This is a genomic window from Xylanibacter sp. (assembly GCF_057607445.1).
In genome coordinates this window covers 86226-112108 of the sequence record NZ_DBLZAX010000008.1, presented here as the reverse complement: position 1 = coordinate 112108, position 25883 = coordinate 86226, and the positions used below count along the sequence as shown (strand labels likewise).

The window sequence follows — 25883 nt, the reverse complement described above, 5'->3', positions numbered from 1 at the left end:
TATAATGAAAGTTTTAATGTTTGGTTGGGAATATCCTCCTCATATTTTGGGAGGTCTTGGAACTGCAAGTTATGGTATAACTAAAGGTTTGGCTGCTCAGGGAGACGTTGAAATAACATTTTGTCTTCCTAAACCATGGGGTGATGAAGATCGCAGCTTCTTGAATGTTATTGCAATGAATGCCGTTCCTGTAGTTTATCGTGATGTAAATTATGATTATGTGAAAGAACGTGTCGGTAATATAATGGATCCGGATTTGTACTACAAAATGCGGGATCACATATATGCTGATTTCAATTACATGTTGGTAAATGACCTTGGTTGTATTGAATTTTCCGGTAAATATCAAGACAATCTTCATAGTGAAATAAACAATTATTCAATTGTTGCTGGCGTCGTTGCACGTCAACAGGAGTTTGATATTATACATGCACATGATTGGCTTACATATCCGGCTGGAATACATGCAAAAAAGATTAGTGGAAAGCCTTTGTGTATACATGTTCATGCAACGGATTTTGACCGTAGCCGTGGCAAGGTGAATCCTACTGTTTATTCTATAGAGAAAGATGGTATGGATAATGCTGATTGTATAATGTGTGTTAGTGAACTCACACGTCAAACGGTGATTAATCAGTATCATCAAGACCCACGTAAATGCTTTACTGTACATAATGCTGTATATCCATTGCGTCAGGAATTACAAGATATCCCGCGTCCAGATCATACGAATAAGGAAAAAGTTGTGACTTTCTTGGGACGAATAACAATGCAAAAAGGACCTGAGTATTTTGTTGAAGCTGCAAATATGGTATTACATCGTACAAGAAATGTGCGTTTTTGCATGGCTGGAAGTGGTGACATGTTGGATGCAATGATATATCTTGCAGCTGAACGTGGTATTGCTGACCGTTTCCATTTTCCCGGTTTTATGCGTGGCAAGCAAGTTTATGAATGCCTTAAAGATTCTGATGTATATGTAATGCCGTCTGTTAGTGAACCCTTTGGAATATCTCCGCTGGAGGCCATGCAATGCGGTACTCCAACTATTATATCAAAGCAAAGTGGATGTGCTGAAATACTGACCAATTGTATTAAAGTTGATTATTGGGATATCCATGCACTTGCAGATTCAATTTATTCAATCTGCCACAATGAAAGCCTGTTTAAATATCTGCAAAGTGAGGGTAAGCGTGAAGTTGACGAAATTACGTGGGAGAAAGTTGGTTTATGGATACGTGAACTTTATGAACGTACTTTAGGGTACAGATAATCATATACAACAAATAATATTTAAGACAAATACAAATAAAAAAGACTTTTGCTATGAAAACAATATGCCTATATTTTGAAATACATCAAATTATTCATTTAAAACGTTATCGTTTCTTTGATATAGGAACTGACCATTATTATTATGATGATTTTGAAAATGAGCGTAGTATAAGTGATATCGCGGAGCGCTCATATATGCCTGCATTAAATGCATTTCAAGAAATGATTCGTGATAATGGAAAATATTTTAAACTTGCATTTTCTATTTCTGGCGTAGGTTTAGAGCAGTTGGAGATGCATGCTCCTCAGGTAATAACCAAATTGCAAGAATTAAATGACACTGGGTGTGTAGAATTTCTCGCAGAACCATATTCGCATGGTTTGTCTTCTCTTGTCAACGAAGAGACATTTGCAGATGATGTTAAGAAACAGGCTGCAAAAATGCAGGAATATTTTGGTAAGAAACCTACAGTGTTGCGTAACTCTTCTCTGATTTATACAGATTCTATTGGTGCACAAGCGGCAGCGATGGGATTCAAGGGAATGCTTACTGAAGGTGCAAAACATGTTTTGGGATGGAAGTCTCCACATTATGTTTATAATTGTCCGATGGCTCCAAATCTTAAACTGTTATTAAGAGATATTGAACTTAGTGATGATGTAAGTTTACGTTTTAATAACAGTGAATGGGATGGGTATCCTTTGTTTGCTGACAATTATATGGACCGAATTGCATCTCTTCCGGAAAATGAACAAATAATTAATATTTTTATGGAGCTTTCTGCTATAGGAATTGCTCAACCATTATCTTCAAATATACTTGAGTTTATAAAAGCATTGCCAGCATGTGCAAAAGCTAGAGGCATCAATTTCTCTACACCGACAGAAATTTGTTTAAAGATGAATAGTGTTGGCGATTTGGATGTTCCCGACACTTTATCTTGGGTAGACGAGGAGCGTGACGTAAGTTGCTGGCTCGGAAATCCGATGCAAAGAGAAGCATTTAACAAATTATATAGTGTTGCAGATCGTGTCAGGATTGCAAATGATCCGCGCATTAACCAGGATTGGGATTACTTACAGGCAAGCAATAATTTCCGATTTATGACAACCAAACCATCAAATGTTGGTTTAGATAGAGGTATCTACAGTTCTCCTTTTGATGCCTTTACAAATTACATGAATATATTAGGTGATTTCATGAATCGTGTGAATACACTTTATCCAGAGGAGATTGACAATGAAGAACTTAATTCTTTACTTACAACCATAAAGAATCAAGGTGATGAAATCGAAATGAAGGATAAAGAAATTGTACGCCTAAAAGCCAAAGTTGAAAAGATGCAGGCTGCTGAAGAAAAATTAAAGGTGAAGATGGAAAAGGCAAAATCTGCAAAACCAGCAGCAAAGAGAACATCAACAAAAAGGGTCGCCTCGAAGACTCCTGATACTGAAAAATAATATTTGACAATTATATTATGATGAACAAAGGATTGAGACTTGTCATTTAATTTGTGGCAAGTCTCAATTTTGCTATCATTAAGATACTATCTATTTTATAATAAAAAACGTGTGCGGTATCGTTTTGTTAGGATATAATTTATTGCATAATTTCAATTATTCCATATCTCATCGAAATTATATATAATGTTTTCTAGAATTTAAAAACTTAAAATTATAGTCTAATATTTTATGTTATTTGATTTTTCGGAGATTTACAATTGTCTTTCTTTTTTCCTTTTGAACATGCATCACTAAGAGGACATCCTGTACATGGACCATTATTGTGTGTAAATGTTCGATATATTTTTATACCAATATATACGATGCCGGAGATGAGTATTATTGCAACTATGATAATCTGCATGTTGAAATATCGGCTGAAATAGATTATTGATTTTGAGATGCGAATTAGAAAAAGCTTACCACTGATATTGTTTTAGAATTGTTAGAATCTTAATTTATCGACATTGATAAGCAGTTTAATCTTCTTTCTAAAAAGGACAAATGTGGTTTACTGAATTTAACCGTGTGTTTACTATTTCTTTTATTATATTTGCTTCTGAGAAAAGTAAATCTTTTCTTTTAGGCATGTATTTTTTCTTTATTCTTATTTATAAAATCTTTCCAACTTCTATATGTATGGCTTGTAGTTGGGGCGTTAGACTGCAGGAAATGACAATATGCAGCAGCCAATGCATCTGTTGCATCCATAAATGGGGTCAATTCTTCTTCTTTTATATTTAATAAACGTTTGAGCATACCGGCAACTTGTTCTTTTGAGGCAAGGCCTTGTCCTGTTATTGCCATTTTAATTTTTAATGGGGCATATTCGTGTATTGGAATATCGTAGTGTATCGCTGCTGCAATAGCAACCCCTTGTGCTCTGCCAAGTTTGAGCATCGATTGTATGTTTTTACCGAAAAAAGGTGCTTCAATCGCCATTTCGTCAGGTAAAAATTCTTTTATAAGACTACTCACTCGGTCGAAGATGCGTCCTAGTCTTAGATATGGGTCATGAATTTTTCTCATATCTATGACACCCATAGCCATCATAGAAGCTTTGTTGCCATTAACTTTGAGCAACCCATATCCCATTATATTTGTTCCGGGGTCTATGCCTAATATAATCTTTTCCGGTTTAATTGTCATTACGTTGTTTAAATATTTATTTAAAATATGGGTTATATGTTATCTCGTCTTTGAGTGTTGTCTTGTCGCCATGCCCAGGAAGTATTATTGTTTCTGCAGGGAGAGACGAGGCAATTTTCTTTAAACTATTTATTATTTCATTATAACTACCAAATTCAAAGTCTGTCCTGCCTATACTCATTCTAAATAAGGTATCTCCAGAAAATGCTATAGATTCATCTTTACAATAAAACAATACGGAACCGGGCGTATGGCCTGGGGTTTGCAGTATGCTGAAACAATGTGTACCAAATGAAATTGTATCTGCTTCTTTTAAATATTTTTCAACTTCAGGGATTTCTTCGTTGTAAGTTAATCCGATAAAAGTATAGGCTTGTTCTTTTAATTTATGCATCAATATTTTATCATTAATGCATACTTCCGGTTTAAGCCCAAATTCTTTACATATAGCATAATTCCCAAAATTATGATCAATATGTGCATGTGTACAAAGCAGATGTTTTGGAATGAGTTGGTTGTCTCTTATATAATTTGTAATTTCCTTTTTCTCTTCTTCATAAAAAGCACCACAATCAATGATAACACATTCTTTGGTGTCATCGCTTACAATGTAACAGTTTTCTTGAAACATGTTACATACGATTCTTTGTATGTTCAGCATTGCATTTAATATAACTTAAAGTGGAACGTAAATAAGATATTTATTCTTAAACCATTCTTCATTAAACATTTTGCTTATATCTGTAACTTCTGCAATATGCTTAAACTTGCTTATTTCATTAGAGACGTCTCCTCCTTTGAGGCAGAATATGCCATTGGGCATAGAATTGCGGTGATTATTACTTATATTTTTCTTTATTATGCGTATTAAATCAGGCAATTGCATTACAGCCCTGCTAACGACAAAATCATATTTACCCTGCTCGTTTTCACCTCTTATTTGTTCAGCTTCACAGTTCTTCAGCCCGATAGCTTTCGAGACTTCATTTACAACTAATATTTTTTTACCTGTACCGTCTATTAATTTGAATTGAGTTTCAGGAAACATTATTGCAAGAGGAATACCAGGAAATCCGCCTCCGGTACCAAAATCTAATACTTTTGTTCCAGGTCTGAATTTTATCGCATTAGCTATTGCCAGGGAATGTAAAACATGATGTTCATATAAAGAATCAATGTCTTTTCTTGATATAACATTTATTTTATTGTTCCAGTCGTGATATAAATCATACAATGCTTCAAACTGCTGCTTTTGAGCATCTGTAAGTTTTCTGAAATATTTTAATATTGTCTCCATTAGGCATTATTTCTTCTTAAAAAGATTTTCCAATTCAGAATTACTAATATCAACTCTAATTTCTCCTGCTGCATGATATGCAATTTCGTCAGGCGAATAAATGAAAGTTATTCCATCATCATTAATTATAAAATTATCTGAAGGGTAAACATCTATACCCATAAAGATGCTTTTTTCGTTAAGTTCATTCAAATTTTTCACATTATATGTCTTACATAGATTTTTTACAATCAAATCATTCAGCTCAATTTCATAACCAGGTACAAAAAGGTCTTTTAATGAAACAATTTTACCGCTTTTTTTATCTATGTTCTTTGTTATTATAACAGAACTCCCATGAGCACCGCCACCATAACTATAAATGTTTGCTATATAGGTATAGTAATCTTCAGCTTCTTGGCTGACATATGTTTTGACAATATATTCACAATTGTATGAACTGCCATGAGTCTTGTCTGCTTTATATAAACTACCATAATCAACCTTATAATCATTCAGATACCTTGTTATAAAAGAGTCTGCAGCTTCAGGTACAGATATTTTCTGTGGTGTTATAGAAAAGTAGTCAGGACACAATACTCCAGATCTTATAATAGAATCGTTTATATATTCAGCGTTTTTCCCTTTTGCATAAGTGAGACATAAACTGATATGGCATCGTGGACCTGCCGTATCTTCTGTAAGAAATACGGTAGAATCCATTTTGATACTGTCAAACATGATGCTGTCCGTTCCACTCTTATTAGAACTAGATGTGCCTCCGCATGAACAAATTATTGATAATACGGAAAAAACAAAGCATAAGGAAATTATTAATCTTCTCATTTTATCACTATTTAATTGCAAAATTAAATCAAACCAAGGAAAACCACAAATAATTTCTGTTTTATTTTATAAATTGATTAATTTTGCAGCCGTAAAAATTATATTAGTTATGGCAAGTAAACATATTCGTGCAGCACTTTTTGATTTAGATGGTGTTGTCTTTAATACAGAGGACCAGTATACTGTTTTCTGGGGTAATCAGTGCCGTTTATATCATCCGGATAAACCAGGATTGGAATATACCATCAAAGGACAAACTCTTGTGCAAATATTTGATAAGTATTTTGCAGGAATGGAGAAAGAACAGTCTGAAATAGTAAAGCGACTCGATGAATTTGAGCATACAATGAAGTTCGAGTATGTAGACGGATTTATTGATTTTATCAAGGATCTTAAGGAGAATAATATAAAGACAGCGGTAGTTACCAGTTCTAATATAATGAAAATGAATTCAGTGTATGAGTCAAGACCAGAATTTAAATCATTATTTGATATTATACTTACTTCTGAGGATTTTGAGAGAAGCAAGCCAGATCCTGATTGTTATTTAAAAGGTGCAAAACACTTTGGTCTGTCACATGATGAATGTGTTGTTTTTGAAGATAGTTTTAACGGATTGAAATCGGGAAGGGCCGCACAAATGATGGTTGTCGGATTGGCTACAACAAATACAAAAGAGTCGATTTCTCCATATTCCGATTATGTCATATCTGATTTCAAAGGGCTTAATTATCAAAATTTATGCAAAATATTGTGTAACTTAATTTAAAAGCATTAATTTTGCAGCCAATTTTAAGATAGGGGTTTAATTGTAAATACTCAAAACATATCAAATAAAAGATAAATATGACAGGATATTTGGTTAACGACACCCGTAAGGTAACAACCCATCGTTTTATTGAGATGAAGCAGCGTGGAGAAAAAATATCTATGCTGACATCTTATGATTTTACGACAGCAAGCATTGTAGACGGAGCCGGTATTGATGGAATATTGATTGGTGACTCAGCTTCAAATGTTATGGCTGGTAACGGAACTACGTTGCCTATAACAATAGATCAGATGATTTATCATGCAAAATCTGTTGTACGCGGAGTTAGTCGTGCTTTAGTTGTATGTGACATGCCGTTCGGCAGTTATCAGGTTGACCGCAAGGAAGGCATAAAGAATGCTATCCGCATAATGAAGGAAAGCGGATGCGATGCTTTAAAGCTTGAAGGTGGTGCTGAAATTATAGACACGATAAAAGGTATACTTGATGCTGGAATTCCTGTAATGGGCCATCTCGGTCTGACACCACAGAGCATCAACAAGTTTGGCACTTATGCTGTACGTGCTAAAGATGATGCAGAGGCTAATAAATTGCTTTCAGATGCCAAGTTGCTTTCTGAGGCAGGGTGTTTTGCCTTGGTCCTTGAAAAGGTTCCATCTGTTTTAGCTACAGAAGTTTCAAAGGAAATTCATATACCTACAATTGGTATTGGTGCAGGAAATGGCACTGACGGTCAGATTCTTGTTGTTGATGACATGTTAGGTAAAACAAAAGGATTTAATCCTCGTTTCTTACGTAGATATGCAGATCTTAATAGCATCATGACAGATGCAATAGGACAATACATCACTGACGTGAAAGATTGCTCCTTCCCGAATGAAAACGAATCTTATTAATGTACACACAAAATACTCCAGTACATGTAAAGCTTTGGCATAAGGATTTTTGGCTAATGGCGGTAGCCAATTTGTTATTGACAGTTGCCGTTTATATCCAAATACCCTTATTGCCAATATGGATGATAAAGGATGCCGGATTTTCGCCTGGTGTAGTAGCTGTATCATTAGGAATATTTGGCCTGGGAGTTTTTTCTCTTGGCTTTTTTTGTTCCTATCTTGTGCAGAAGTATCGCAGAAATCTTGTATGTATCAGATCAATTTGGGTATTGGTCATATGTTTTTGCGCACTTTACTACATGCAGCGTGGGCATGTATTTCAGATAGAGGGATACATACTGATTCCTGTGCTTCGGTTTATTCAGGGAGCCGCCTTTGGCTTAGCTCAGATGGTATTGTCCAGTACATTAATAATTGATACATGCGAGTCTTTCCAACGTACAGAAGCAAATCATTCTTCTGCTTGGTTTTCCAGATTGGCATTATCTGTTGGACCATTAATGTCGATATTACTCATGCCAATGTTGAGCGTTAGCACTATTACTTTAATTTCTGCTGTATTGTGCTTATTGTCAACGTTTTTGATATTATCGGTGAAGTTTCCGTTCAGAGCACCTGAAGATGTGATATGTAAGGTTTCATTAGATAGATTCTTTCTTCCTCAAGGCAAATGGCTGTTTCTAAATCTTTCATTGGTTGCCGTTGTCGTAGGGTTGTTTCTGTCCGCAGAACATACGGCCACTTTTTACGCCATGCTGATGGCGGGATTTATTCTTGCTATGTTGTCGCAGCGTTTTGTGTTCGTAAATGCAGAATTAAAGAGTGAGGTTGTCACTGGAATATTGCTGATGATGGCAGCGTGCCTGATGTATTTTTCGGGTGACAGGAATGCGATTAATTTAATTTCACCAACATTGTTGGGATGTGGAATTGGCATAATTGGAGCACGTTTTCTTTTGTTCTTTCTGAAGTTAAGCCTTCATTGTCAGCGTGGAACGTCGCAAAGCACGTTTTTCTTGTCATGGGAATTTGGTATTTCTTTAGGAATATTTTTGGGATATTATTTTTTCTATAATGACATTAGTGCTATGTACATTGTGGCATTGACAATATTGTGTATGGCCATGCTGATGTATCTGCTGTTTACGCATACTTGGTATATTAAAAATAAGAACAGATAGGAATATAAACTTTCGTGCATATTTAGATAGTTTTATTCTGAATGTGCCAGAAAAGAATAATGGCGGGGAATATAGACTTTGTTCTGCTTTCCGTCATTATTCTTTTTTAAAGCCATTTGGTCAAAAAAATATAATAATATTTGTTGATTTAAAAATATGTTCGTATATTTGCGAACAACATTTGATTATATGGATGAAAAAAGGGATTATACAATAAAGCAGGAAAGGCTTGCCAGATTTGCAAAAGCATTGGGCCATCCGGCACGTATTGCCATAATGAATTTCTTGGCAAAGCAAAAAACTTGCTATTTTGGTGACATTAATGAAGAGCTTCCTATTGCAAAGGCTACTGTTTCTCAGCATCTAAAGGAACTTAAAGATGCCGGTCTGATACAGGGTGAGGTAGAGGCTCCTAAAGTGAAATATTGTATTAATAATGAGAATTGGAATTTGGCTAAAGCCTTATTCTCAGACTTCTTTGGGCAATGCATATGTAAAGCAGGAGGGTGTTGCGACTGACAACCTTCTCTTTTTATGTCTTATGTTCGTTGTTTTGCGAATAACGTTTAACTAATAAATATTGTAAAATGGAAATTAAAGTTTTAGGTACTGGATGTGCAAATTGTAGGGCACTTTATTCTGCGGTAGAGCAGGTTGTTAATGAGTTAGGCTTAAAAGCTGATTTAGTGAAAGAGGAGGATTTGATGAAAATAATGGAATATAACGTCATGAGTCTTCCTGCTTTGGTTGTTGATGGAAAAGTTGTAGCCAAAGGACGTATAACTAAAGATGAGATACGCACAATTTTGACAAAATAAGAATATTGAAACTATGAAGAAATTCGTGTTGCTTTCATTATTGTGCATGTTCTTGTCTACAGGATGGGCTTTTGCACAAACCGGCAAGTATGTTGAGGTTATTTATTTTCATGGCAAACAGCGATGTCCGACATGTAGAGCTATTGAAAAATACACCAAAGAAGTTGTGTATAACGATTTTGCCAAGTTTGTCAAGAGCGGCAAGGTGCGTTTCAAAGAGGTTGATATTTCTACACCTCAAGGCGAAAAGATAGCCGATAAATATCGTGTCAGCTGGTCTTCGTTATATGTAAACGGATGGAATAACGGAAAAGAAAAAAGGAATGACCTGACACGTATGGGTTTTAAGTATGCCAGAAATAATACGGCACAATTTAAAACCGAGCTTAAGAAAAAGATTAATCAGTTGTTGAAATAGTATTTACGTATGGAATACTTGCAAAGCTTGCTTGATAGCAGCGAGATACCTGTTGTTACAGCATTTTTGCTTGGGCTGCTTACAGCTGTAAGTCCTTGCCCTCTTGCAACCAATATTACTGCAATAGGTTTTATCAGTAAAAATCTTGACAGCCGTAATCGCATATTCTTGAATGGTTTGTTATACACAGCCGGCCGTATGATTGCGTATTCCGTCCTTGGCGCAATACTTATAGTGTTGCTTAGGCGTGGAGCCGACATGTTTTTTATACAAAAAGGTGTTAGCGAGTGGGGCGAGCTGCTTCTTGCTCCAGCATTGGTTCTAATCGGCTTGTTTATGCTTTTTAGCGACAAACTTCATTTGCCGAAATTTGGCTTCAGTGCCTCGGAAAGGACTGAAAGGCTGAAAGGAGCATGTGGCAGCCTCCTTCTTGGGATATTATTTGCTATGGCATTTTGTCCTACAAGCGGACTGTTTTATTTTGGTATGCTTATTCCTATGGCTGCTATGGAAGGTGAGGGCTATTTCCTGCCCGTTGTCTATGCCCTGGCTACAGGCTTGCCGGTCATGCTGGCGGCATGGGTATTAGCCTATAGTGTGTCCGGAATAGGAAAATTCTACAATAAAATGCAAGTCTTTCAGAAATGGTTCAGCCGTATAGTTGCAGTCGTGTTTATATTTGTCGGAATATATTATGGCTTGATGATGTATAATTTGATATGAAAATTTTGATATTGTGTACCGGAAACAGTTGCCGGAGTCAAATTGCGCATGGTTTCTTGCAGTCGTTTGACGATAGTCTTTATGTACGTTCAGCCGGAACAAAGCCGGCTGAACAGGTAAACTCGAAAGCTGTGGCCGTAATGAAAGAGGCCGGAGTTGACATAAGTAGTCATATTCCTGTGAATGTGATGGAATATCTTGATGAGTATTGGGATTACGTCATAACAGTATGTTCCGATGCCGATGCAACATGTCCGGCATTTAAAGGCAGGGTGGGCAAGAGGTTGCATATCGGTTTTGATGATCCTTCAAGATTGTCGGGTGACGTAAATTTTATTATGACGGAATTTAGGAGAGTGCGCGACGAGATTAAAAATGCCTTTGCCAGATTTTATCTGACAGAAATAAAAAAAGCGGAACTGCCCCGCTGCGTGTGTGAATAGTATTTTTTTATATTTTCTGTTCGTGTTTTTACAAACATAAAAGATGTGATATTATGATACAAAGTTTTGCAGATTGGCTTGTGTATGATGTGTTTGGTCTTAATGCAGGTACGGCGTTGGGATCGTCAGTTAATTTCTTTTTTTATGATACGATTAAAATATTGCTGCTGTTGCTTCTGATTAGTATAATCATGGGCATTATTAATGCATATTTTCCAATAGAGCGTCTGCGCGAATATCTGGTTTCGCGTAAGTTATATGGCTTGCAGTATTTTTTCGCTTCGCTGTTTGGTGCAATAACGCCATTCTGTTCCTGTTCGTCAATACCATTGTTTATAGGCTTCGTAAAGGGCGGAATACCATTGGGAGTTACTTTTGCATATCTTATAACCTCACCATTGGTAAATGAGGTGGCTGTAGCAATGTTTATCGGAACATTCGGCATAAGGATAACTGCCATATATGTAATAAGCGGCATTTTACTTGGAATGATTGGCGGTTACATTTTGGGAAAGATGAGACTAGAGCGTTATCTGAGCGATTGGGTAAGGCAGATTCAACTTAATTCCATCGCCGGTTCCAATGCATGGGAACGAGACAATACTCCGTTCATGCAGCGTTTGCCGATAATAGTAAAAGAATCGTTAGGTATAGTTAAGGGTGTGTTGCTTTATGTCGTAATAGGTATTGGCATTGGGGCTTTCATGCATGGTTATGTACCAGAAGGCTTTTTTGAACAGTATATGTCAGAGACAAATTGGTTTGCTGTTCCTCTTTCTGTTCTGTTTGCAGTTCCCATGTATGCCAATGCAGCAGGAATAGTCCCTGTTATTGAGGTGTTTGTGGCAAAAGGCATTCCTGTGGGCACGGCTCTTGCTTTTATGATGGCTGTTGTGGGCTTGTCTTTGCCGGAAGCAACACTTCTTAAAAAAGTTATGACATGGCGTCTCATCGGCATTTTCTTTGGGACAATAACGTTATTTATAATTATCTCCGGTTACTTGTTCAACATCATCTTGTGATAAATTGGGCTGTCCTGTTCAGGGCGTCTGATGTTGAATGGTCATATGCGGATGTTCGTAAATAGGACAATTGTTAATAGCGTAAGTAGTAAAAAGTTTTGTCATTATTTTTTCCTGTTCTAGAAAAAATGTTCCGTGTTTTCTTAATAAAAGCCGTAATGTAAAGCGGCTTTTATTAAGTTTTACGTCCTTTTTCACTGATTTTACTTTGAAAAATCAGTTGTTTTTCACTTAAAATGTGCTGAGTTTTATAGCAAAATACATTCTTTTATTATGTAAAATATGACCTTTTATCTTGTAAAAGGCCGTTAATGACGATGGTATTGTCATTGATGCAAAATACAGAATTATATAATACATTGATTTTCAGATAATTACCGATAAGCAGTGCTTTGCGTAAAATTTTGATGTTTTAGTCGTATTTGCTTTGAGCATGGCTATTCTGAGAGCTTTAAATGAAAATAGAATAAATTTAACAGTTCCGTAATAGTACAATTTGACGAAAAGTCAGTCGAATATTTAGGGTGGTTGAAACATCCTTGTTTTATGTTATTCTGCTTTGTTTTTTGTTACATTGCAATAGCTTATAAAAAATAATGTTTAAATTTGTAATTACATTATGAAAACCATTTACAAGTAGATATATTTTAATAATACCAATATAAATATGGACAAATTAATGAGCATTCCTGAGTTGACATTGAAATGCGAGGAAATCAGAAAACGTTTGTTAGAGGTCGTATATAAAGCCAAAGCCGGTCATATCGGCGGCGATCTCTCGTCTTTGAATGTATTGACAGCATTGTATATGCGTGTCATGAACGTAAACCCTGAGAATCCGAAAATGGAAGGGCGCGACCGTTTCATTATGAGCAAGGGTCACTGTGTGGAAGCACTTTATTGTGTGCTCGAGGCAAAAGGTTTCATAACAAAAGAACTTGTCGACACTTATGGCGATTATCTGTCAGTGTTGGCAGGTCATCCTACGGTTGAAGTCCCGGGTATAGAGTTTAACAGCGGTGCATTAGGTCACGGTCTTTCAATTGGTGTAGGTTGTGCCATTGCTGCAAAAATGGATAAGAAGCCTTATCGTACATTTGTACTTATGGGCGACGGCGAGCAGGGCGAAGGCTCAATATATGAGGCAGCCATGGCCGGAAGCAATTATAAGTTGGATAATCTTGTTGCAATGATAGACCGAAACGGCTTGCAGATAAGTGACACAACTGAGAATGTGATGAAACTTGAGTCTCTTAACGAGCGCTGGAAGGCTTTCGGATGGGATGTATATGATGTTGACGGCAACGATATTGAGGCTATTGTTAACTGCCTTGAATCGATAGATTATAACAACGGAAAGCCTCACATGGTTGTGCTTCATACAACAAAGGGCTTCCACGTTTCATACATGGAAAATGTGCTGAAATGGCATCATGGCGTGCCTACGGCAGAGGAGTATGAGAAAGCTATCGCTGAGATTACTAACCGTATTGAAGAACTTAAAAAGAATTGTTAACAATGGAAATAAAAAGTGTTGCTTGCCGTAAAAGTTTTACCGATGCACTGGTTGAACTTGGTAAAAAAGATAAGAATATTGTAGCCGTAACGACCGATGCCCGTGGCTCGGTTACTCTGACTGACTTTGCAAAAGAATTGCCTGAGCAGTTTGTTGAGTGCGGTATTGCAGAGCAGGATGCTGTAGGCATTTCTGCCGGTTTGGCTTCATGCGGAAAAAAAGTGTTCGTATGTGGTCCTGCATGCTTTTATGTAGCACGCAGTCTTGAGCAGGTAAAGGTTGACGTGGCTTATTCAGGCCAACCGGTTAAGATCCTGGGCGTAAGTGGTGGCGTTGCATATGGAGCTTTGGGCGCCACTCATCATAGTTTGCATGATATTGCTGTGCTGCGCACATTCCCCGGCATGCAAGTTGTACTTCCTTGCGATGCACGACAGACACGTAAACTTGTTGAGCAGCTTGTAGATTATCCTCATCCTGTTTATGTTCGCGTTGGCCGTAATGCTGTTCCTGATGTTTATGAAGATAATAATTTTGATTATCAGATTGGAAAATCTATACAGCTTCAGGATGGTAAGGACCTGACAATTATTGCTACTGGTGAAACTGTTTGGCATGCTCTTCAGGCCGGAAAGCGCCTTGCAGAGGAGGGTATAAGCACTCGTGTCATCGACATGCATACTCTTAAACCAGCTGATACTGAGGCTATAGTTAAGGCTGCACGCGAGACTGGACGAATAATGACAGTAGAAGAGCATAGCATGTATGGTGGCTTGGGAGCAATTGTTGCAGAAACAGTGAGTCAGAATTGCCCTGTTCCTATGCGTATACTCGGTATTCCTGACGAAAACGCTATTCATGGCAAGCCATTGGAGATATTCCATTATTATAAGTTAGATGCTGAAGGCATTTATGCTACAGCTAAAGACTTTTTGAAGTAAAAGCCTTGAGTAACTTATAGAAGGTTTTGAAATGAGATATATTATAACCGTTGATCAAAGTACGTCAGCCACAAAGGCAGTGCTCTTTAACGAGCATTGCCAGTTGGTCTGTCGTAAGAATGTTGCCCATAAGCAATATTATCCTCAGCCGGGATGGGTTGAGCATGATGCAGAGGAGATATATAATAATATGGTCGAAGCCATACGTGAGGTGGTTAAGACTGTAGATGATGCCGAAGCATCTTATTCTTTGGCAATTACAAACCAGCGTGAGACGGCTGTGGTTTGGAACCGTTTTACTGGTAAGCCGGTATACAATGCCGTGGTTTGGCAGTGTCAGCGTGGAGCAGCTATATGCAATGAATTGAGAGAGCGTGGATATACAGACCTGATTCGTGAGCGTAGCGGACTGCTCATTGACCCATATTTTGCAGCTAGCGGTGTCAAATGGATATTGGATAATGTTCAGGGAGCACGTCAGGCTGCAGATAATGGGGAACTTCTGATGGGTACGATTGACACATGGCTTGTGTGGAAACTGACAGGTGGCAAGGAGCATGTGACAGACTATACCAATGCGTCGCGTACAATGTTGTTTAATATCCATACATTAGACTGGGATGATGAACTCCTCAACTTGCTGACAATACCACGCAATATGATGGCAAAACCTATGCCTTGCGATTCTGTATTTGGTGAAACAACTGTAGAGGGAGTTTTTGATGAGCCTATTGTTATTGCCGGTATGCTTGGCGATTCACATGGTGCTTTGGCTGGTCAGATGTGTTTTGAGGCTGGTATGGGTAAAGCAACATATGGAACAGGTTCGTCTGTTATGGTGAATATCGGTGAAAACGCTGTGGCTGCTCCCGAAGGTCTCGTAACTTCAGTTGGCTTTGCTGCAAAAGGCAAGATTTTCTATGCTTTTGAAGGAAATATTCATTGTACGGGTGCGACAATCAAATGGATGACTGACAACCTGCATCTTATTGAAAGTCCTGCGGAGATAGAGAAGTTTGCTCTTGAAGTTCCGGATAACGGAGGAGTTTATATGGTACCGGCATTTGCTGGTCTCGGTGCTCCGTGGTGGAACTCTCAGGCAAAGGCTATGATATGTGGAATGACTTTGGCTACAGAGAAAGGACATATCTGTAGGGCTGCATTGGAGGCAATAGCTTATCAAATAAAAGATTTGATTGACCTGATGACAAAACAAGCCGGAATAACTTTAAAGGAGCTGCGTGTGGACGGAGGACCTACAAAGAATCAACTTTTGATGCAATTTCAGGCAGACATGCTTGATGCATGCATCAATCGCTCTGATATAGAAGAGGCATCGGCAATGGGAGCTATGATTATGAATGGTCTGGCACGCAAGGTTTGGAAGGATATGGATGAGGTGGCTGCATTGCGCACATCTGACAACCGTATATTCCCAGCCATGTCATGTGACGAGCATGAACGCCTTTATGCTGGTTGGACAGAGGCCATACATACTGTTAATAGAAAATAAATCATAAATAATAAAGACGAAAACACTATGAAGAAACAAGCTAAAACAGGAAAGGAAACGTTTGGACTGATTATCGGTACCCGTGCGTATTTCAACTCAGAGTTGGCTGTTGATGTACGTAAGACGTTGTTGGAAGAGTTAGATAAAGCCGGATACGGCTATGTTATATTGGATGAGCAGGACACTCCTACCGGTGGTTCTATGGAGACGGTTGAAGACGGCAAAAAATGTGCTGCGCTGTTCCGTGCTAACCGTGATGACATCGACGGAATAATTGTGTCTCTGCCTAACTTTGGCTTTGAAGTAGGAATAATCAATGCTATCAGTCGCGCAGAGTTGCATGTACCTGTTCTGGTGCAGGCTTGCGACGACCAAAACGACAAAGTTGATCTTGATAGCCGCCGTGATGCCTTCTGTGGAAAGATATCTGTTTGTAACAACCTGTATCAGTATGGAATACCGTTTACAGACACAACATTCCATACCTATTCTATACACAGCGACCTGCTGATGAAGGATATCAACAAGTTTGCTGCCATCTGCCGTGTTGTACGTAAACTTACTCATGCACGTATAGGCCAGATTGGTACACGTCCTCTCGGATTTAACACATGTCGTGCAAGTGAGAAACTTCTCCAGGCAAGTGGTATAACTGTTGTGCCTGTAGACCTCAGTGAGATTCTTTTCAATGCAAGAAAAATAGATAATGAAGCATCTGCTTTGAAGGCAAAAATGGAGGAGATAAGCCATTATGCAAAGGTACCAGAGGCTTATCAGGAAAAGTTGGCATTACAGGCTAAGTTCGGATTGGCAGTAGAAGAATGGATACAGACTAATGAGGTTGATGCAGCTGCAATTCAGTGTTGGGATTCTCTTGAGCAGAACTATGGATGCGCAGCATGCGTTACAATGAGTATGCTTGGCGAAAAGCTTATTCCTTGTGCTTGTGAAACTGATATCGCCGGAGCGGTGTCTATGTATGCTCTGAGTCTTGCTTCAGGCAAACCGGCTGCATTGCTAGATTGGAATAACAACTTTGCTGAAGACCGTAATAAATGTGTATGTACTCACTGTGGAAACTTCCCGAAGAGTTTTGTTAATAACGACCTTAAGCTTGGACCGCTTGGTGTTCTTGGCAGAACCTTGGGTAAGGTTAATACATTCGGTGCTGTGTATGGAAAATGCACTGAAGGAGATTTTACATACTTCCGCATCTCTACGGATGATACGCTCGGCTGTATAAAGAGTTATCTCGGAAAGGGAGAGCTTACAAATGACCCATATGGTATGGATGGATGTATAGCTGTCACCAAAGTGAACAATTTGCAGAAACTTATGAAGTTTATTTGCAAGAACGGCTTTGAACATCATGTGGCAATGGTTCGCACTGATGTAGTAGATATATTGAGTGAGGCCGTAGAAAATTATCTTGGTTGGGATATTTATGTTCATGAATAAATAATAAAAGTCTTGCTGTTATTTATAACTGCAAGACTTTTGTTTAGTTGCCTAACTTTGCTGTCTTTTTTGATAGCAAAGTTAGGTTTTCTTTTCTCTATCAATTGATTTTTGGTTGAAGTTATATAGACATTTTCTTTATTATAGAGAAAACATAAAGATACTTATAAGGTATGAATATTTAGATTATGGAAGACATAAAATCCGTTTTGTGTTAAAATATATGTATTAAACTTGCATAATGATCCTATTTCTTTATGGAAGAAATAGTTTTTCATATAAAAATATTTACCAATAATTTTCATTTATAGTGTGGATTGTGTATATTTGCATAATGAAAATATAAGATAAAAATACTTTCTGTGTTTATTGTCTTGTATGTTTGTAAAAATACTATGAAATGAAATAAATATTAATAATTTAAAAAGTAGATATTATATGTTTGAAGGACAGCCTAAAGGGCTTTATGCGTTAGCGCTTGCAAATACGGGCGAACGCTTCGGTTATTACACAATGCTTGCAATTTTTACATTATTCTTGCAGGCTAAGTTTGGCTTTACAGCCACAGTTACATCCAATATCTTTGCCGGATTCTTGGCATTGGTCTATTTCCTCCCGGTTGTAGGCGGTATATTGGCTGATAAATTTGGTTTCGGCAAGATGGTGACATCCGGAATCGTAGTTATGTTTGTCGGCTATATATGTCTGGCGATACCTACTGGCAATAATGCTGTAGGAATTGCTGCCATGGTAGGATCTTTATTCCTGATAGCCCTAGGTACCGGTCTTTTTAAAGGCAACTTGCAGGTAATGGTTGGTAATCTTTATGATGATCCAAAGTATTCTGCAAAACGTGATACAGCCTTCTCAATATTCTATATGGCAATTAATATTGGTGCACTTTTTGCACCAACAGCGGCTGAGAAGATCACAGACTGGTATATGAAAACCCATAATTATGTTTATAATGGTGATATTCCTGCCCTTGCACACCAGTATCTTGATGGTACTCTTTCTGGAGAGGCTTTGACGAAGTTTATATCTTTGGCATCTTCTCAGAATGTTGCAACTGACGCTTCTTCTCTTACAAATTTTGCAAACGACTACATCAACGTGCTTTCACAGTCATATCACATGGGATTTGCTGTAGCATGTGTATCATTGATTATTTCTATGCTTATTTATGTTTTAGGCCGTAAGACATTTAAGCATGCAGATGTGAATGTTAAGCAGGAAGCAGAAAATAACGGCGAATCTTCAGTTCATGTTCAAGAACTTACTCCTGCAGAGACAAAGTCACGTGTAGTAGCTCTTTGCTTAGTGTTTGCTGTTGTAATTTTCTTCTGGATGGCATTCCATCAGAATGGTCTTACACTTACCTTCTTTGCGCGTGACTATACGGCTGCAACGGCCACAGGACTTACACGTATTGGCTTTGACGTATGGAATCTGGTACTCATTGCAATCGCTGTTTACGGAGTATTTGCTATATTCCAGTCAAAAGAATCAAAAGGTAAAATCATTTCTACAATTGTTACTATAGTTTCACTTATTGTGTTGTACTTTAATTACAATGCAATGGATGAGTCTATCAGTATCCTCCCTCAGAAGTTCCAGCAGTTTAATCCGTTCTTCGTCGTTGCACTTACTCCCGTTTCTATGGCTGTGTTCAGCTATTTGGCTAATAAAGGCAAGGAACCTTCTGCACCACGTAAAATAGGTATAGGTATGTTTATCGCTGCTGTTGGTTTCATGATCATGGTTCTTGGTTCATTTGGACTTCCTGTTCCAGATGCACTTGCATCAACTACGGGTGATTATCGTGTAACTCCAAACCTCCTAATCGGCACATATCTTGTTCTTACATTTGCCGAGTTGTTCCTTTCTCCGATGGGTATCTCTTTTGTATCAAAGGTTGCTCCTCCAAAGTATAAGGGACTTATGATGGGTGGATGGTTTGCAGCAACTGCCATTGGTAACTATTTAGTTTCTATTATCGGTATGCTATGGGGCGGTCTGCCATTGTGGATCTTGTGGGGTATTCTTGTTGTACTCTGTTTAATATCTGCAGTGTTTATCTTCTCTATTATGAAACGTTTGGAGAAGGTATGCTAATGCCTGAAAATAATTATATCAAATAGATAACAACCGGATAGCCTATAAAAGAAGCTATCCGGTTGTCGTATTTTTTGAACTAATCTATTTTTTACTATATGCTTTTATTATGAGGATAATTTTGTATGCATTCTTATTTGTGCTTTTGGGCTTTCAAAAAATATCTGCTGACACTTTTCGTAGTATAGAATCAGAGCGGATTAACAAACGTGATTCGTTGTTATCCATTATTACAGGAGCAAAAATTTCAGACAATATAATTAGTATCACAGATTTTGGGGCCATTGGAGATGGGGTTAAAAATGATAAGCCGGCTTTTGACAAAGCAATGCAAAGTGCAGCGAAGCAGGGTGGGGCTCATATTATAGTGCCATCTGGAACGTTCCTGCTTAAAGGACCCATACATTTTGTGAGCAATGTGTGTCTTGAACTTATGGATGGGGCTATTATAAAATTTGATTCTAATCCTAAATATTATCTTCCTCTCGTTAAAACAAGTTGGGAAGGTACATTCTTATATAATTACAGTCCCTTTATTTATGGATATAATCTTCATGATATATCAATAATTGGCAAAGGAAAAATAGATGGCAATGCCTCTTCAACGTTTGCAACATGGAAGTCAAAGCAGAAGGAAGGGCAGGCTCTCAGCCGTAAAATGAATCATGAAGAGATTCCCATTGAATTGCGTCGTTTTGGTAACGGTTTTTGGTTAAGACCACAGCTTATACAATTCTACAATTGTAAAAATATAACCTTATCTGATGTGTTTATAACTAATTCGCCTTTTTGGTGTATTCATTTACTTAAGAGCGAGAATGTCATATGCCGTTCCCTTCGTTACGATGCAAAACTTGTGAATAATGATGGTATCGATCCTGAGTGTTCACGAAATATTTTGATAGAGAATATTGAGTTTAATAATGGTGATGACAATATTGCAATAAAAAGTGGACGAGACAATGACGGATGGGCATCAACTATGCCTTCTGAAAACATTATTATACGTAATTGCCGTTTTAAAGGTTTGCATGCTGTAGTGCTTGGCAGCGAAATGTCTTCAGGAGTTCAAAATATTTTTGTCGAGAATTGCACATATGGTGGTTATTGTAAACGTGGAATATATATTAAGACCAATCCTGATCGTGGTGGATTTATCAAAAATATATATGTGAAGAATTGTAGGTTTGATGAAGTAGAAGACTTGTTCTATGTTACAAGTATGTATGCTGGCGAAGGACTTAATAATATTCATTATACAGATGTAAAGAATATTTATGTTGACAGTCTTTTTTGCCGTAAAGTAAGAAAGGCAGGACTAGTATTACAGGGTACGTCTCAGAAACCGATGTCAGATGTTATTTTTAGCAATGTTGAAATTCAAGAGGTGGATAATGCTGTAAGTTTTGACAATACGTTGAACGTTGAGATGCGAAGTTGCCATATTGGTGGACGTGTTGGTGTACCCTCTCAGGCTTCATCTGCAGATAAATTATTTGTGAAATAGTGATAATTATGTGTCATGCAAACATTGCAATTAGCATGTATAAAGTAAAATCATGATAAGATAAATACATTATAACAAAGAGGGCGTCTTAAAAAAGAAAGACATCCTCTTTGTCGTTTGGTAGTAATCTGTTTATAGTCAGAAGCTATAATGCTGCATCATGAAGAATTTCTTCAAGCGTTGGATGAGTATGAATTATATCCACTAAGTTTTCTGTTGTTCCGTTGAAATTCATAATAGCCGTTGCTTCCTGAATCAAATCAGCAGCATGAGCCCCATATGCATGGCATCCGATAATCTTATTATCTTTATCTGTTATCAACTTTACCATGCCTTCGCTTTCATCCATAGCCAGGGCTTTACCATTAGAACGATAAAATCCTTTACGGGTATTATATTCAATACCCATTGAGTCACATTGGTCAGAAGTTAAACCAACTCCTGCAACTTCAGGATTAGTGAACACAGCTGCGGGCATAATTTCCATGCGTATTGCATCTTTCTTTCCGCAAATATGATTTACTGCCCTCATGCCTTGAGCAGTGGCAGCATGTGCAAGCATTGCACGTCCGTTAACATCACCAATAGCATATATTCCACCTATGTTGGTTTGCATATTGTCATCAACTTTGATTCCCTTGTTATCATAGTTGATATCTGTATTTTCAAGCCCAAGTCCTTCTATGTTTGGTTTACGGCCTGTCGCAACAAGTACAATATCGGCTTCAACTTCTTGAGGTTTGTTTTTCTTGTCAAAGCATACTATTAACTTATTGTTATTTTTATGTATGCTTTTTACAGCAGACTGCATATTAAAGTTAATTCCGCGGCGCTCCATAACTTTGCGCATGCGTTTTGCTATATCAGAGTCAATGGCGGGGAGACATTCTTTTAGAAACTCAATGACAGTAACATCGCTTCCAAACGTTTTAAACACTGAAGCGAACTCCATCCCTATTACTCCTGCTCCAATTATGCATAAATGTTTTGGAAGCTTTTCCAAATTAAGAAGTTCTGTTGACGTAACAACTCCTTTTTCATCAATGCCTTCGATTGGAGGTAATTTTGATTCCGAACCAGTTGCAATTATAATGTTATCAGCTGTATATTCTTCACCGCCTGCAATAATAGTCTTAGAATCTTTAAATGAAGCACGTTCTTTTATAAATGTTATGCCAGGAGATTTCATAAGCCCCTCAACTCCTTCACGGAGTTGGGCGGTTACTTGTTCTTTGCGAGTCATGGCTTTGTTGAAATCAACTTCAGGTCGTGAACTTGTCATTGTTGCAACTGCTTCTATCATGTCTGCTTCATGGCATAGTGTTTTTGTTGGTATACATCCTCTGTTAAGACATGTTCCACCTGCTTGTCTGTCTTCAAAAATTATTGTATTGAGGCCATTTTTTGCAGCATGGCATGCCGTGTTATATCCACCGGGGCCACTACCAATTATAATAAGGTCTGTTTTCATTTATTAGTATTTTCTTTAATTATATTGTATAAAGATATTCTTCTTTAAAACATTTTTATGGGATAAAAGTAAGTCTTGCCGGCTTCGTGTATTTCAGAAATCGACAAGACTTACTGCCAAAATAATCTGTATAGAGATTATCCTTTATATCTCAACACTGGTTGTTTGGCTGCCAACACATCATCTACACGTCCTATTGGGGTGTTGTGAGGTGCAGTTTTAACAAGTTCAGGATTATCTTTTGCCTCTTGGGCTATTATACGCATAATGTTGATAAATTCATCTATAGTTTCCTTACTTTCCGTTTCTGTCGGTTCAATCATCATTGCTTCATGGAATAGCAGAGGGAAGTAAATTGTCGGAGCATGGAACCCATAGTCCAACAAACGCTTGGCAACATCCATAGTGGTCACACCTGTCGATTTGTCTTTGAGTCCGTTGAACACAAATTCATGTTTGCAAATAGAGGCAATCGGTAGGTCGTATACATCTTTTAGACGTTCTTTAATATAGTTAGCATTAAGTGTTGCTAATGGACCTGCCATCTTTATATTCTCTTTTCCTAATGACAGAATATATGAATAAGCCTTTACCGCAACACCAAAGTTTCCTAGGTATGCTCCTACATGAATATCACCTTCACCTTGAGTATGAACTTTGTAGGTGTCACCTTCTTTGACTACTTTAGGGCAGGGAAGTAGATGTTCCAGTCCTTTTCTTACGCCTACAGGGCCACAGCCGGGACCGCCACCTCCATGAGGCGTTGAGAATGTTTTATGAAGATTTATGTGCATTACATCGAAACCCATGTCACCAGGACGGCATACACCGAGCATTGGATTAAGGTTTGCACCATCATAATACATTAGTCCACCGCATTCATGAACTAGCTTAGCTATTTCCGGAATTTCTTTTTCAAACAATCCTAACGTATTAGGATTTGTCATCATCATTGCAGCGACAGTATCGTCAAGCAGTCCGCGAAGATCGTTTACGTCAACAATTCCTTCTGCTGTACTTTTTACCTCAACAATCTCAAGTCCACATACTGCAGCAGAAGCAGGATTTGTTCCGTGAGCAGAGTCAGGTATAATTACTTTTACACGTTTGTGGTCGCCTCGGCTCTCATGCCATGCACGAATAATCATAAGACCGGTCAACTCTCCGTGTGCACCTGCAAAAGGATTCAATGTAAACTCTTCAAGGCCAGTTATTGCAGCAAGTGATTTTTGGAGGTTATAATAAACCTCCAATGCACCTTGGCATGTATTTTCTGGTTGTAGTGGATGCAAAGCTGTAAATGCATCTGCTGCAGCCATTTCTTCATTTATTGAAGGGTTATATTTCATAGTACAGCTTCCTAAGGGATAGAAGCCGTTGTTAACACCAAAGTTGTTTCCGCTAAGATTTGTATAATGACGTACAACTGTAAGTTCATCACATTCAGGAAGCATGGCATCTTTGCTTCTTTTCATTTCTGCGGGCAGAGTATAATTGCCGAATTTATTTTCTGGCATCGAGTAGCCCTTTCTTCCGGGGTGAGATAACTCGAATATTAATTTGCCATATAATTTGTTATTCATGATTGTGCTTTTTCAGATTGTTAAAATAACGGTTACATGTTTATTTGCATAGATCAACTAATTTGTCTATTTCTTCTTTAGTGCGGTTCTCTGTTACTGCAAACATTATTGTGTCATCTGCTACTTTTATACCGCCCAGAATACCATTGTCCATTAGTTTTTTCTGCAGCTCGTCTACGTTCCCGTCATATTTGACGCAGAATTCATTAAAGAAAGGCTTGTCGTATGCGAGTTTAAAGTGTCCCGTATTTTTAAGTTGATCACAAAGATAGTGTGCTCCGGAATATGATAGAGTTGCAGCTTCTTTAAGGCCTTCTTTGCCCATCACTGACATATATATTGTAACAAATAATGCCATCAAACTTTGATTTGAACAAATGTTTGATGTTGCCTTTTGGCGGCGTATATGCTGTTCTCTTGCTTGTAATGTAAGTACAAAAGTGCGTTGTCCTCTGCTGTCACGTGTTTCTCCGACAATACGTCCTGGCATTTTGCGCATAAGCTTTTCTGTACAGCATAAATACCCGATATATGGACCTCCGAATGACATTGGAACACCTAAAGACTGGGCCTCACCTACAGCGATATCAGCTCCAAGTTCTCCTGGGGTCTTTAGTAGTGCTAAGTCAGCTGCTACGCTATTCATAATCATTAAGGCTTTATGTTCATGGCATTTATCTGCCAAGCCATCATAATCTTCAATTATTCCGTAACGATTGGGCTGTTGTACAACCACTCCTGCGACATTTCCTTTTTCAAGCAGAGAAGACATTGATTTCATATCTGTAACTCCCTCTTCCTGCTTTACCATTTCTATTTTGATATTGTGGAAATGAGCATATGTATTAATAACTGCAAGAGTCTTTGGATCTATTGTTTCAGATACAAGCACTGTATCAGCTTTTCTTGCAGCTCCGAATGCCATCATTACAGCTTCTGCAGTAGCAGTCGTACCATCATACATTGATGCATTTGAAACATCCATACCTGTCAGTTCTGTCATCATACTTTGATATTCAAAGATATAATGTAACGTTCCTTGTGAAATTTCAGCCTGGTATGGCGTGTAACTTGTCAGGAATTCAGAACGTTGTATTAATTGTGGTATTATTGCTGGGGTATAGTGGTCGTATACTCCAGCTCCGGCAAAACATGTGTATTTCTTGTTCTTCTCGCCAATTTTGCTGAATAATTGACGTATTTCTACTTCGCTTTTGGCTTCAGGTAATTCATACTGGTCCTTAAAGATAATCTCTTCAGGTACTTCGGCATAAAGTTCTTTCAGCGATTTAGCTCCGATGACATTGAGCATTTGTTCAATGTCTTCTTCTGTATGAGGAAAATATTTGTAAGCCATTAGGATTTAAGGTGTAAGAGTTTGTATATGTTTACGATAAATATAAAGAAGTATTTGGAGTTAATTGAAGTTTTAATCTTTAGATTGTACATATATTTAT

Annotated in this window: 24 protein-coding genes; 17 read left to right on the top strand and 7 right to left on the bottom strand. The window is 37.8% G+C overall.

Annotated features, from left to right (window positions below; all coding sequences use genetic code 11):
• Positions 1-4 precede the first annotated feature (4 nt).
• Both ACZMIG_RS07890 and ACZMIG_RS07885 read left to right on the top strand, forming a co-directional pair.
• Positions 5-1273, top strand: coding sequence for a glycosyltransferase family 4 protein (locus tag ACZMIG_RS07890; protein WP_125104320.1), 1269 nt, complete (start codon positions 5-7; stop codon positions 1271-1273).
• A gap of 53 nt (positions 1274-1326) precedes the next feature.
• Positions 1327-2736: a glycoside hydrolase family 57 protein gene (locus tag ACZMIG_RS07885; protein WP_053398558.1), complete on the top strand. Its 1410-nt coding sequence runs from the start codon at positions 1327-1329 to the stop codon at positions 2734-2736.
• A gap of 624 nt (positions 2737-3360) precedes the next feature.
• Here ACZMIG_RS07885 and ruvC read toward each other — a convergent pair.
• From ruvC to ACZMIG_RS07865, 4 genes are read right to left on the bottom strand one after another with little or no spacing between them, the layout of a single operon-like run.
• Positions 3361-3927, bottom strand: a complete 567-nt coding sequence (gene ruvC / locus ACZMIG_RS07880) for a crossover junction endodeoxyribonuclease RuvC (protein ID WP_021855466.1) — start codon at positions 3925-3927, stop codon at positions 3361-3363.
• A gap of 16 nt (positions 3928-3943) precedes the next feature.
• On the bottom strand, positions 3944-4588 hold the full coding sequence (locus tag ACZMIG_RS07875; RefSeq protein ID WP_053398559.1) for an MBL fold metallo-hydrolase: 645 nt from the start codon (positions 4586-4588) through the stop codon (positions 3944-3946).
• Positions 4589-4603: 15 nt separating this feature from the next.
• A complete protein-coding gene (gene rsmG, locus ACZMIG_RS07870; RefSeq protein ID WP_418874300.1) occupies positions 4604-5224 on the bottom strand; it encodes a 16S rRNA (guanine(527)-N(7))-methyltransferase RsmG in 621 nt (206 codons plus the stop codon).
• A 6-nt stretch (positions 5225-5230) separates the two neighbouring features.
• Positions 5231-5926, bottom strand: a complete 696-nt coding sequence (locus tag ACZMIG_RS07865) for an RsiV family protein (protein ID WP_418874299.1) — start codon at positions 5924-5926, stop codon at positions 5231-5233.
• 232 nt (positions 5927-6158) lie between these two features.
• Here ACZMIG_RS07865 and ACZMIG_RS07860 point away from each other — a divergent pair, with 232 nt between their 5' ends.
• The 15 genes from ACZMIG_RS07860 to ACZMIG_RS07790 all read left to right on the top strand — a co-directional run bounded on the left by ACZMIG_RS07860 (position 6159) and on the right by ACZMIG_RS07790 (position 21372).
• Positions 6159-6818 carry an HAD family hydrolase gene (locus ACZMIG_RS07860; RefSeq protein ID WP_418874320.1) on the top strand — a complete coding sequence of 220 codons (660 nt, stop codon included), beginning with the start codon at positions 6159-6161 and terminating at the stop codon, positions 6816-6818.
• Between the two features lie 77 nt (positions 6819-6895).
• Entirely contained in the window at positions 6896-7717 is an 822-nt protein-coding gene (panB, locus tag ACZMIG_RS07855; protein WP_053398563.1) for a 3-methyl-2-oxobutanoate hydroxymethyltransferase, read from the top strand.
• A gap of 56 nt (positions 7718-7773) precedes the next feature.
• Complete coding sequence (locus ACZMIG_RS07850) at positions 7774-8898, top strand: MFS transporter (protein WP_487889414.1); 1125 nt, start codon at positions 7774-7776, stop codon at positions 8896-8898.
• Between the two features lie 189 nt (positions 8899-9087).
• Positions 9088-9417, top strand: coding sequence for an ArsR/SmtB family transcription factor (locus ACZMIG_RS07845; protein WP_021855459.1), 330 nt, complete (start codon positions 9088-9090; stop codon positions 9415-9417).
• Positions 9418-9485: 68 nt separating this feature from the next.
• Positions 9486-9716 carry a thioredoxin family protein gene (locus ACZMIG_RS07840; RefSeq protein WP_021855458.1) on the top strand — a complete coding sequence of 77 codons (231 nt, stop codon included), beginning with the start codon at positions 9486-9488 and terminating at the stop codon, positions 9714-9716.
• Between the two features lie 13 nt (positions 9717-9729).
• Positions 9730-10134, top strand: coding sequence for a nitrophenyl compound nitroreductase subunit ArsF family protein (locus tag ACZMIG_RS07835; RefSeq protein WP_053398565.1), 405 nt, complete (start codon positions 9730-9732; stop codon positions 10132-10134).
• Positions 10135-10143: 9 nt separating this feature from the next.
• Entirely contained in the window at positions 10144-10857 is a 714-nt protein-coding gene (locus tag ACZMIG_RS07830; RefSeq protein ID WP_487889413.1) for an aromatic aminobenezylarsenical efflux permease ArsG family transporter, read from the top strand.
• Positions 10854-11300, top strand: a complete 447-nt coding sequence (locus tag ACZMIG_RS07825; RefSeq protein WP_021855455.1) for an arsenate reductase ArsC — start codon at positions 10854-10856, stop codon at positions 11298-11300. Before ACZMIG_RS07830 ends, ACZMIG_RS07825 begins: the two co-directional genes overlap by 4 nt.
• Positions 11301-11353: 53 nt before the next feature.
• Entirely contained in the window at positions 11354-12322 is a 969-nt protein-coding gene (locus ACZMIG_RS07820) for a permease (protein WP_053398567.1), read from the top strand.
• Between the two features lie 679 nt (positions 12323-13001).
• Positions 13002-13838 carry a transketolase gene (locus ACZMIG_RS07815; RefSeq protein WP_021855452.1) on the top strand — a complete coding sequence of 279 codons (837 nt, stop codon included), beginning with the start codon at positions 13002-13004 and terminating at the stop codon, positions 13836-13838.
• Between the two features lie 2 nt (positions 13839-13840).
• Complete coding sequence (locus ACZMIG_RS07810) at positions 13841-14779, top strand: transketolase family protein (protein WP_021855451.1); 939 nt, start codon at positions 13841-13843, stop codon at positions 14777-14779.
• Positions 14780-14810: 31 nt separating this feature from the next.
• On the top strand, positions 14811-16292 hold the full coding sequence (gene glpK / locus ACZMIG_RS07805; protein WP_487889412.1) for a glycerol kinase GlpK: 1482 nt from the start codon (positions 14811-14813) through the stop codon (positions 16290-16292).
• 27 nt (positions 16293-16319) lie between these two features.
• Positions 16320-17750 (top strand): L-fucose/L-arabinose isomerase family protein, encoded by a 1431-nt coding sequence (locus ACZMIG_RS07800; protein ID WP_021855449.1) that lies wholly within the window; start codon positions 16320-16322, stop codon positions 17748-17750.
• A gap of 438 nt (positions 17751-18188) precedes the next feature.
• Positions 18189-19865 carry a peptide MFS transporter gene (locus ACZMIG_RS07795; RefSeq protein ID WP_021855448.1) on the top strand — a complete coding sequence of 559 codons (1677 nt, stop codon included), beginning with the start codon at positions 18189-18191 and terminating at the stop codon, positions 19863-19865.
• A gap of 109 nt (positions 19866-19974) precedes the next feature.
• A complete protein-coding gene (locus ACZMIG_RS07790; RefSeq protein ID WP_482694188.1) occupies positions 19975-21372 on the top strand; it encodes a glycoside hydrolase family 28 protein in 1398 nt (465 codons plus the stop codon).
• A gap of 145 nt (positions 21373-21517) precedes the next feature.
• Here ACZMIG_RS07790 and lpdA read toward each other — a convergent pair whose 3' ends face one another.
• From lpdA to gcvPA, 3 genes are all read right to left on the bottom strand, one after another.
• Complete coding sequence (gene lpdA / locus ACZMIG_RS07785; RefSeq protein ID WP_487889411.1) at positions 21518-22843, bottom strand: dihydrolipoyl dehydrogenase; 1326 nt, start codon at positions 22841-22843, stop codon at positions 21518-21520.
• A 137-nt stretch (positions 22844-22980) separates the two neighbouring features.
• Positions 22981-24426 carry an aminomethyl-transferring glycine dehydrogenase subunit GcvPB gene (gene gcvPB, locus ACZMIG_RS07780; protein WP_302024055.1) on the bottom strand — a complete coding sequence of 482 codons (1446 nt, stop codon included), beginning with the start codon at positions 24424-24426 and terminating at the stop codon, positions 22981-22983.
• 40 nt (positions 24427-24466) lie between these two features.
• Positions 24467-25783, bottom strand: coding sequence for an aminomethyl-transferring glycine dehydrogenase subunit GcvPA (gene gcvPA, locus ACZMIG_RS07775; protein WP_021855444.1), 1317 nt, complete (start codon positions 25781-25783; stop codon positions 24467-24469).
• Positions 25784-25883: the final 100 nt, after the last annotated feature.